The organism is Microbulbifer aggregans (assembly GCF_020524005.1).
Taxonomy (GTDB): domain Bacteria; phylum Pseudomonadota; class Gammaproteobacteria; order Pseudomonadales; family Cellvibrionaceae; genus Microbulbifer; species Microbulbifer aggregans_A.
In genome coordinates this window covers 1-1516 of record NZ_JAIVKK010000035.1, presented here as the reverse complement: position 1 = coordinate 1516, position 1516 = coordinate 1, and the positions used below count along the sequence as shown (strand labels likewise).

Annotated in this window: 2 protein-coding genes; both read right to left on the bottom strand. The window is 45.9% G+C overall.

Translation table 11 applies throughout. From position 1 onward, the window contains the following. Positions 1-231: 231 nt before the first annotated feature. Entirely contained in the window at positions 232-714 is a 483-nt protein-coding gene (locus LC093_RS20175) for a hypothetical protein (RefSeq protein ID WP_226669297.1), read from the bottom strand. Positions 715-836: 122 nt separating this feature from the next. Continuing rightward, positions 837-1277 (bottom strand): hypothetical protein, encoded by a 441-nt coding sequence (locus tag LC093_RS20170; RefSeq protein ID WP_226669293.1) that lies wholly within the window; start codon positions 1275-1277, stop codon positions 837-839. Positions 1278-1516: the final 239 nt, after the last annotated feature.

Genomic DNA, 1516 nt, shown 5'->3' with positions numbered 1-1516 from the left:
AGGGCTTGAAGTTGGGCATGGAGGGATTCTCGGTTTGGATCCCTCAACTTTATCAAAAAATGCTAGGTTTTTAGAGTTTTTCTACAGCCAGAACGCCCGCAGCAGGGGCGACCAATGCTATGCACTTCTTGTGCGAAACTGGGAGCGCAGCGACCCGCGCAAAAAGTGCATGGCGTTGGGCGTCCCGCGGAGGCCCGCAGGGCCGTAGCAAACTGCCTGCGTTTGTTAGTGCTATATGCGACCACGATGCCTTATAACGACTTTGGTTGGCTCACTTAGTACCCACAAGCTACTGACGCGGTAGACGTTCACAACCACTTCTATTGGCTCTTGAACCTCTGATGCCCCATCAATCCACGAAAAATCAAAATGGACCTCTTTTCCATCCTTGCTTAAAACCCCCTGAACGGCTTGCTTAGGAAATATTTCTTGAGACTCTGAGCTAGAAACAACTTCGAATAGATAGCCAGTAGATCGATTTCTATAACCCTGGCTTGAAATACTAATAGATACAACACCAAGGTCTACACAAGACGTTTTTATCTTAGGCGAACCACGCTGTATTTTGTAAATTACTTCGGGTGCAGCCGGCTTACTTCCATGCGAATTAGAAAATGGATTTTTTGGCGGAAACAGTTCATGTGTCGAATACTCGCAACTCCAAGTACGAGAGCAAATAAGCAACAAAAATACAACTACAAATTTCTTGATCATCTTAAATGCACTAACGCCCAGCGCAGGCGCAGCCAGCGCGGAGCACTTTTTGTGTTATTGTTTGAGCGCAAGCGAGTAACACAAAAGGTGCGTAGCGTTGACTGTCGCTCTGCCGCTGCTTGTTATGCGTTTTCACGGAGGTCTTCTCCGTTTTCACCGATTAGCATTTTCTCTCGTATATAACACTTAAAGCTCAAGTTCTTGCCATAGAACTCAAAAGAGTCATGCCAAAAATCAAGAATTTCACAACCTTTCTTGCTGTCAAATACCGAGGTATCACCCGAAAAATTTTGGCCGAAGGCAATATATCTCTTTGCTTCAAATTCACAACCAATATCATAGAGATCTTCAAAATAACATGGCTCATCAAAGACTTCGTATTGGCACTCCCTAAATGGCCCAGCCCCTATTTCTTTGAGATACCTAATATAATCTTCAGGAAGACTGGGATATTGGCGAAGTAGTTTTTGAACCTCTTCCTCACTAAAAGAGCTTCGTTGGCCATTTGTCTCATCATCTAAATCCTCTTTGGATTGTAGAAATTTTGATTCGTAGTCGAACATACTCATTTACGTATAACGCCCAGCGCAGGCGCAGCCAGCGCGGAGCGCCTTTTGTGTTAATGTTTGAGCGCAGCGAGTAACACAAAAGGTGCGTAGCGTTGGCTGTCGCTCTGCCGCTGCTTGTATGGTGTACATGCTCACTCAAACGGGCAAAATTGAGGCCCACCTCTGGCTGCAACCAGAGGCCTTTTATGCGGTAGTTCGATGCCTGCCTGGCTCCTCTGTCGAGAGACCGTTAA

Coding starts and splice junctions, on each gene's coding strand:
- LC093_RS20170 (WP_226669293.1), bottom strand. CDS start 1,277: ATGTTCGACTACGAATCAAAATTTCTACAATCCAAAGAGGATTTAGAT.
- LC093_RS20175 (WP_226669297.1), bottom strand. CDS start 714: ATGATCAAGAAATTTGTAGTTGTATTTTTGTTGCTTATTTGCTCTCGT.